The organism is Streptomyces phyllanthi, assembly GCF_009377205.1.
Lineage (GTDB): Bacteria > Actinomycetota > Actinomycetes > Streptomycetales > Streptomycetaceae > Streptomyces > Streptomyces phyllanthi.
In genome coordinates, this window is record NZ_VJZE01000430.1 from 1 (window position 1) to 7,867 (window position 7,867).

Here is a 7,867-nt window from a genome sequence, read left to right on the forward strand (position 1 = left end):
AGCCCGCGGCAGGGCGCGCGGCGCGAGACCGCCGAGGAGATCGGGCTGGAGGTCCGGCTGGGACCGCTGCTCGCCGTGGACTGGGTGCTCGGGGCGGGGCGGCCACCGCTGGTGGCGTATCTGTACGACGGCGGGGTGCTCGGCGAGGACGACTTCAAGGCGATCCGGCTCCAGGAGGAGGAGCTGCTGTCGTGGCGACTCGTGCCACCACACGAGCTGACCTCGTATCTGCCGGGGGCGCTGGGCCGCCGGGTGCTCGCGGCGCTGGAGGTGCTGGCCGACGGCGGGGGGACGGTGGAGCTGGAGAACGGGAACCGTGTGGGCTGAATCTATTGGTCGTTCACGGCTTGGTCATGGCTCGGTCAGGAAGCTCTGGTTCCGCTCACGCGTGACTGCCGCGCAGGTCGCCCGCGGATTTTGACTGATGGTCCGTCAACTTGCCTTGGCGGTAATGGTAGAGAAGAGAGAGGCTCAGGTTAAGCGAAGTTTAAACTGGTGCCGGAAAACGCTGCCCGTGCGCCACTCCAGCCTCTAGGCTGCCTCCAGACCCTGTCCGGGCGATTCTTCCTCCGCCCCTTGCGGGCCGACTCTCGCCCGTCATCCCCGAGAACAGGCAGCTGAGGTCATGGAACCACTGGGTGCAGACGATCCCCAGGAGCTGGGTCCCTACCGTCTTGTGGCACGGCTCGGCGCCGGAGGGATGGGCCGTGTCTATCTGGCCGCCTCCGCGCAGGGGCAGTCCGTGGCGGTCAAGGCCATCCGTCCCGAGATGATGGGGGACAGAGGCTTCCGTATCCGGTTCCGTCGTGAGGTGGGGGCCGCCAGAGCGGTCGGTGGCAGGTACACGGTGCCGGTACTGGACGCCGATCCGGACGCGGCCACGCCGTGGCTGGCCACCGCCTACGTACCCGGCCCGACGCTGGCCGAGGCGGTCGCCGAGCACGGGCCGCTCCCGGTGGAGTCGGTCCTCGCGCTGGGCGCTGGCATCGCCGAGGCGCTGATCGCCGTGCAGGCCGCCGGACTGGTGCACCGCGATCTCAAGCCGTCCAACGTGCTGCTGGCCGCCGACGGCCCGCGTGTCATCGACTTCGGCATCGTCCGTGCGAGCGACGGTTACGACCTCACCCGCTCGGGGGCCCTGTTCGGATCCTTCGAGTACATGTGCCCCGAGCAGGCCACCGGTGATCCGGTGGGTCCGGAGGGGGACGTCTTCGCCCTCGGATCGGTGCTCGCGTTCGCCGCGTCCGGACACGCGCCGTTCACCGGCTCGGCGGCGGCCACACTGCTCTACCAGGTCGTGCACGGCACGCCCGATCTCACGGACGTGCCCGAGCCGCTGGACAAGATCATCAGTCTCTGTCTCGCCAGGGATCCGCGGCTTCGGATCACTCCGGACCGGCTGGCCGCGGCCTGTGCGCCCGGCGGTGTGGACCAGGTGCTGGGGGACGGCTGGCTGCCACCGCAGCTCGCCTCCTCGATCGCCCGCCGTGCGGCGGCGGTGACGGCGCTCTCCAGCACGCAGCGCGCCTCGGTCCGGGTCCCCGTCGCGAACGGCTCGGCACCGCACGTCTGCGGCCAGGGCCGCGCGGGCTCCACCCAGGCGGCACGGTCGGCGTACGGTTCCGGTTCCGTCGACCATTCTGCGTACGGTTTTGGTGCCGCCGGTGATGTGGACGGGGTACGGGCCGACACCGAGCCGCCGGAACGGGAACCCTCCGCCTCCCCCGCGCCGGACCGCCCCACCTCACCCGGCCATCGGCGCTCCCTTCCACAGCGCGGTCTCCCCCGGCGTACGGTCCTCGCGGCGGCGGGCACCACCACCGCTGCCGTCGGCACCACCCTGCTGCTCACCCGGGGCAAGGGCGCGGACGGGCAGGCCGCGAAGCCGCTCGGCCCGGCCCCCAAGCCGGCCTGGACCTACCGAGGCGGTCCGCTGCTCCAGGCGCCGGCCGTCTTCACCGAGGGAACGGCCCTGCTGAAGAGCCGGCCGGGTGACATGATCTGCCTCGACCTCAAGGACGGCACCCGGCCCAAGTGGGTCTACGAGGGCATCAGCCAGTCGCCCACCCCGGTCGCCCTGGTCTACGGCGCCGCTGTCGCGCTGGGCGAGGGCGCGACGGTGATCGGTGTCGACCCGGCCAACGGAACGGAACGTTTCACCCTCGACTTCGGGACGGACTTCCGGTTCGACACGCTGCTCGGCAGCTACGACGACGGGGCCGTCTCCGTCATCGGTCTCCGGCTCGAGCGCCAGTCGGAAGAGCAGGGGGTCGCGACGTCCACGAACACGGTCTTCGGTGTGGACCTGGCGGGCCGCCGCGCCAAAGTCATCCCCATCAGCCCTGAGGACGTCGGGGTCCGGCTGAGTCCGGTCATCCTGCCCGGCTCTTTCATCTATGTCGACGGACTCCACAATGTGACCGTCCGGGACACCGGCAATGACGGCGCCGTCCGGTGGAGGCATCCCCTGGGCTACGACCTCCGGCCGGGTCTGGCGGTGCTGGGCCGCACGGTGTTCGCCATCGGCCGTGAACTCAAGGCAATGAACCTCTCCACCGGCAAGCTCCGCTGGCGCGCGAAGCCCGAACGCGGCCAGTTCGCCTCTCTCGGCGTCGTCGGCAGCACGGTGTACGTCACCGGTACGGATCCCTCCGGCGTGTACGCCTTCAACGCCGCGAGCGGTTCCAAGCGCTGGTTCTGCCCGACCCCCCGCCTCAACGTCAATCTGCCGGTCACCGCGGGCCCCGAGAAGGTCTACGTCCCCGCGTACAAGAACCGGAACGGCTTCTACGCGATCGACGCCGCCCGGGGCAGGCTCCTGTGGAACTTCACCGACGGCCGGGAGACCGGCGTCAACGACTGGCAGCTCGCCTGCGACCGTGCCGGGTACCTGGTGGCCCAGCACTACGACCGCACCTACGGCCTGCCGGCCACCTGAGAGTCGATGCATGTGCGGTGTTGCCGGACGGGTGTGCCGGATATCCGTTCGCCCCGGGCGGACAGCCGTCCTACCCTCGGCCCATGAAGAAGCCCCTCGTCGCCATCCTCAGCGGCGCCGGTATCTCCACCGACTCAGGAATCCCCGACTACCGCGGCCCGGGCGGGCTGTGGCGGCGGGACCCCGGGGCCGAGAAGCTCGTGACGTACGAGTACTACATGGGTGACCCCGAGATCCGGCGGCGTTCGTGGCAGATGCGGCGGCAGAACCGGACGCTGCGGGCCGAACCGAACGCCGCGCACCGGGCCGTGGCCGAGCTGGAGCGGGCCGGGGTGCCGGTGCGGGTGATCACACAGAACGTGGACGGGCTGCACCAGCTGGCCGGGATGCCCGCCCGCAAGGTGCTCGAACTGCACGGCACCGCGCGGACCGTGGTGTGCACCGAGTGCCGTACGAGGGCGCCCATGGAGGACGCCCTCGCGCGGGTGGAGGCCGGCGAGGCGGATCCGCCCTGTCTGGAGTGCGGCGGCATCCTGAAGTCGGCGACCGTGATGTTCGGCGAGCGGCTCGACCCCGAGGTGCTGGGCGAGGCGGTCGCGATCACCAAGGCCTGTGACGTGTTCATCGCCGTGGGGACGAGTCTGCAGGTACAGCCCGCTGCCGGGCTCGCCGGTGTCGCGGCCGACCACGGAGCACGGCTCGTCATCGTCAACGCCGAGCCGACGCCGTACGACGACCGCGCCGACGAGGTCGTACGGGAGCCGATCGGCACGGCCCTGCCGGAACTGCTGGGCCGTCTGCAAGGGGCCCGGAACCAGGGCGCCAAGGACTAGAGCCGAGGGCTAGAAGAGCGCCGTTCCCCGTTCGAAGTCCAGCAGGCGCCGCTTGCGGTCCAGGCCGCCGCCGTATCCGGTGAGGTTGCCGTCGGTGCCGACGACGCGGTGGCAGGGGACGATGACGCCGATCGGGTTGCGGCCGTTGGCCAGGCCCACCGCCCGTGACGCCTTCGGATTGCCGAGGGCGTCGGCGAGTTGGCCGTACGAGCGGGTCTCGCCGTACGGGATACGGCGGAGCTGTTCCCACACGGAGCGCTGGAAGGGCGTGCCCGTGAGGTGGAGAGGGAGCGTGAACTCCATGAGCTCGCCCGCGAAGTAGGCGCGTAGTTGCTCGGTGGCCTCGGCGAACGGCGTGTCGTCGGGGTCGCCGAAGCTCTCCTGCGGCGGGCGGTGGCGTTGGTCCGTCATGTAGAGGCCGGACAGGACACCGTCCGTGGCGACGAGGGTGAGAGGGCCGTACGGGCTGTCGGTGATCGTGTGCTGTTTCATCGGGCGTCCCTTGAGCAGGCCGGTCATACCGGGAGGAAGTTGATCGGGTGGCTGTCGGTCGCCCACAGGTACTGGACCGCGTACGCCCGCCAGGGCCGCCAGGCCGCCGCGCGTGCCGTGAGCGCGGCGGGTGTCGACGGCAGGCCCAGTTCCTGTGCGGCGCGCCGGATTCCGAGGTCCGTGGGGAGGAAGGCGTCGGGGTCGCCGAGGGCGCGCATCCCGATGACGTCGACCGTCCAGGGACCGAAGCCGGGGAGGCCGAGAAGCCGGGCGCGGGTCTCCTCCCAGTCGCTGTCGACGCCCAGGTGGAGTTCACCGTCGGCGAGGTGACGGACGAGTGTGGTGAACGTCGTGCGGCGGGTGCGGGGCATCGCGAGGGACTCGGGGTCGAGGGCCGCGAGCGCCTCCGGGGACGGGAAGAGGTGGGTGAGGCCGCCCTCGGGGTCGTCCACCGGCTCACCGTGCGCGGTGACCAGGCGGGCGGCGTGGGTGCGGGCGGCGGCCGTCGACACCTGCTGCCCGAGCACGGCCCGTACGGCGAACTCGGCCTCGTCGACGGTACGCGGCACCCGGCGGCCCGGTGCCTTGTCGACCAGCGGCGCCAGCACCGGGTCCTCGCGCAACTGGTCGTCCACGGCCACCGGATCCGCGTCCAGGTCCAGCATCCGGCGGCAGCGGCTGATGGCCACGGGCAGGTCTCGCAGATCGCTGAGGGTGAGCCGGCAGGCGATGTGGTCGGGCGCCGGGGTGAGGCCGGCGATGCCGTGACCGTACGGGAGACGGAGGGTGCGGCGGTACGCGCCGTCGCGCCACTCCTCGACTCCGGGTACGGCGGTGGCGGCGAGGTGGCCGAAGAGGTTGTCGGGGTTCAGCGGGGCCCGGAAGGGGAGGCGGAGGGTCAGCGCACCGGGGGTTCCCGGTGCGCCCGCGGCGGTGGCGCCCGGCCGCCTCGTGCTCCGCTCGCGCAGGTCGCTCGGTGACAGTGCGAAGACCTCCCGCACGGTGTCGTTGAAGGTACGGATCGAGGTGAAGCCCGCCGCGAACGCGATCTCCGCCATCGGCAGCGCGGTCGTCTCAATGAGCAGCCGCGCGGTCTGCGCGCGCTGGGCCCGGGCGAGCGCGAGCGGCCCGGCGCCCAGTTCGGCGAGGAGCTGCCGCTCGATCTGGCGGGTGCTGTAGCCGAGCCGCCGGGCGAGGCCGGGGACGCCCTCGCGGTCCACGATCCCGTCGCCGATGAGCCGCATCGCGCGGGCCACGAGGTCGGCGCGCCGGTTCCACTCCGGTGATCCGGGGCTGGTGTCCGGGCGGCATCTCTTGCACGCCCGGAACCCCGCCTGCTGACAGGCCGCCGCGCTCGGATGGAACGTCATGTTCTCCGGCTTCGGCGGCACCACCGGGCAACTCGGCCGGCAGTAGATCCCCGTGGTCAGAACCGCCGTGAAGAACCAGCCGTCGAACCGCGCGTCCTTCGACTGCACGGCGCGCACGCAGCGCTCGATGTCGGTGTGCATCCCGTTCCGCATGGATCCAGGATCGGGGACGGGGAGGGCGCCTGGCTGGCGGGAATCCGACATCAAGGTGCGGGGACCTGCTGTCTCCGGACGCGCCATGAAGGGGCGCGGGGCTGTGACCTGGTGCGGCTCCGCCGCGTGGGCGTGACCAGCCGCAACGAACCCGCAGCCGCCGAACCGCCCGCCCCCCTACGGCGCGACGGCCCTCCGCCACGCACCCTCCCGGAGCAGCCGCAGTCCGTTCAGCCCCACCAGCACGGTCGACCCCTCATGCCCGGCCACACCGAGCGGCAACGGCAGATGTCCGGCCAGATCCCACACCACCAGCACGGCGATGCAGACCCCGGCGATCACCAGGTTCTGGGCAACCAGCCGGCGGGCCGTACGGGACAGCCGTACGACTGCCGGAATCGTGGTCAGCTCGTCCCGCACGACGACCGCGTCCGCGGTCTCGAGCGCCAGATCGGCTCCGGCCCGCCCCATCGCCACACCTGAGTACGCGGCGGCCAGCGCCGGCGCGTCGTTGACTCCGTCGCCGACGAACAGCACCTTGCGGCCGGCGCCCTGGAGTTCCCGTACGGCGTCGACCTTGCCCTCGGGCAGGAGGTCGGCGCGGACGTCGGTGAGGCCGGTGTCGGCGGCCACGCGCTCGGCGGCGGCCCGGTTGTCGCCGGTGAGCAGGACGGGTGACGTACCGGTGGCGGTCACCAGCGCCGAGACGGCCGCGGCGGCGTCGGTGCGGAGCCGGTCGGTGAGGGTGAGGGTGCCCACGGGGGTCTCGTCGCGGGTCACCAGGACCTGCGTGCCGTGACCGTCCTGGGCGTACTCCCCCGCACGGCCGACCGCCACCGTGTGACCGTCCACCGTCGCCCGCACCCCGTGCCCGGGAAGGGCCGCGAAGTCCTTCACCGGTGCGAGGCGGAGCCCACGCGTGCGGGCGACCGTCACGACGGCCCGGCCCAGCGGGTGTTCGCTGGGGTGCTCGGCGGCCGCGGCCAGCGCGAGCAGGGCGTCCTCGTCGAGCCCGGAGCCCGGGAGGGGCCGTACGGCGGTGACCTCCGGCGTTCCCTCGGTCAGGGTGCCCGTCTTGTCGAGGGCGGCCGTGTCGATCTCGCCGAGCCGTTCCATGGCCACGGCCGACTTGACCAGCACGCCGTGGCGTCCGGCGTTGGCGATGGCGGAGAGGAGCGGCGGCATGGTGGCCAGCACCACGGCGCACGGCGAGGCGACGATCATGAAGGTCATCGCGCGGAGCAGGGCGCCGGTGAGGTCCGCGCCGAAGGCCAGCGGGACGGCGAAGACGGCGAGCGTCGCGGCGACGACCCCGACGGCGTACCGCTGTTCGACCTTCTCGATGAAGAGCTGGGTCGGCGCCTTGGTGCGGGACGCCTCCTCGACGAGGGTCACGATGCGGGCGATCACCGAGTCGGCGGGGTCGCGTTCGACGCGGACGCGGAGGGCGCCGGTGCCGTTGAGGGTGCCCGCGAAGACCTCGTCGCCGGGGGCCTTGGGGACGGGCAGGGGTTCGCCGGTGATGGTGGCCTGGTCGGCGTCGCTCTCGCCCTCCAGTACGCGTCCGTCGGCGCCGATGCGTTCGCCGGGGCGGACCAGCAGGACGTCTCCGACGGCGAGTCGGTCCGTGGGGACGGTCTCCTCGGTCTCCCCCGAGCCGTCGCCGTCCGGCGACAGCCGGGTGGCCGTCGCGGGGGCGAGGTCGAGGAGGCCGCGTACGGAGTCTGCGGTGCGGGCGGTGGCCAGGGCCTCCAGCGCGCCGGAGGTGGCGAAGATGACGATCAGCAGGGCTCCGTCGAGCACCTGCCCGATCGCGGCCGCGCCGAGGGCCGCGACGATCATCAGCAGGTCGACGTCGAGTGTCTTCCCGCGGAGCGCGCGCAGCCCTTCGAGGGCGGGTTCCCAGCCGCCGGCCGCGTACGCGATCACGTAGAGCGGGCCGTACAGCCACGCGGAGGCGCCGGACAGATCCAGCGGGAACGCGAGCAGGAAGGCGACGGTCGAGGCGAGGGCCCAGCGGGCCTCGGGCAGGGCGAGGACACGGGTACGGCGGCGGGGCGGCGAGGCGCTGTGCGCTGTCG

Annotated in this window: 6 protein-coding genes; 3 read left to right on the forward strand and 3 right to left on the reverse strand. The window is 72.4% G+C overall.

Annotation, left to right across the window (positions count from 1 at the left end):
• The 3 genes from FNH04_RS36845 to FNH04_RS36855 all read left to right on the forward strand — a co-directional run.
• On the forward strand, positions 1-327 hold a 327-nt coding region (locus FNH04_RS36845; RefSeq protein ID WP_152790194.1), incomplete at its 5' end, for an NUDIX domain-containing protein.
• A gap of 298 nt (positions 328-625) precedes the next feature.
• Complete coding sequence (locus FNH04_RS36850; protein ID WP_152790195.1) at positions 626-2,938, forward strand: protein kinase domain-containing protein; 2,313 nt, start codon at positions 626-628, stop codon at positions 2,936-2,938.
• 83 nt (positions 2,939-3,021) lie between these two features.
• On the forward strand, positions 3,022-3,771 hold the full coding sequence (locus FNH04_RS36855) for an SIR2 family NAD-dependent protein deacylase (RefSeq protein ID WP_152790196.1): 750 nt from the start codon (positions 3,022-3,024) through the stop codon (positions 3,769-3,771).
• Positions 3,772-3,780: 9 nt separating this feature from the next.
• Here FNH04_RS36855 and FNH04_RS36860 read toward each other — a convergent pair whose 3' ends face one another.
• The 3 genes from FNH04_RS36860 to FNH04_RS36870 form a co-directional block, all read right to left on the reverse strand.
• Positions 3,781-4,263, reverse strand: a complete 483-nt coding sequence (locus FNH04_RS36860) for a methylated-DNA--[protein]-cysteine S-methyltransferase (protein WP_152790197.1) — start codon at positions 4,261-4,263, stop codon at positions 3,781-3,783.
• 23 nt (positions 4,264-4,286) lie between these two features.
• Complete coding sequence (locus tag FNH04_RS36865) at positions 4,287-5,774, reverse strand: AlkA N-terminal domain-containing protein (protein WP_152790199.1); 1,488 nt, start codon at positions 5,772-5,774, stop codon at positions 4,287-4,289.
• 189 nt (positions 5,775-5,963) lie between these two features.
• The coding region (locus tag FNH04_RS36870) for a heavy metal translocating P-type ATPase (RefSeq protein ID WP_152790198.1) at positions 5,964-7,867 on the reverse strand (1,904 nt) is incomplete at its 5' end.

Bases quoted from the DNA above. Each gene is read 5' to 3' on its own strand.
- FNH04_RS36850 (WP_152790195.1), top strand. From the start codon at position 626: ATGGAACCACTGGGTGCAGACGATCCCCAGGAGCTGGGTCCCTACCGT.
- FNH04_RS36855 (WP_152790196.1), top strand. From the start codon at position 3,022: ATGAAGAAGCCCCTCGTCGCCATCCTCAGCGGCGCCGGTATCTCCACC.
- FNH04_RS36860 (WP_152790197.1), bottom strand. From the start codon at position 4,263: ATGAAACAGCACACGATCACCGACAGCCCGTACGGCCCTCTCACCCTC.
- FNH04_RS36865 (WP_152790199.1), bottom strand. From the start codon at position 5,774: ATGCACACCGACATCGAGCGCTGCGTGCGCGCCGTGCAGTCGAAGGAC.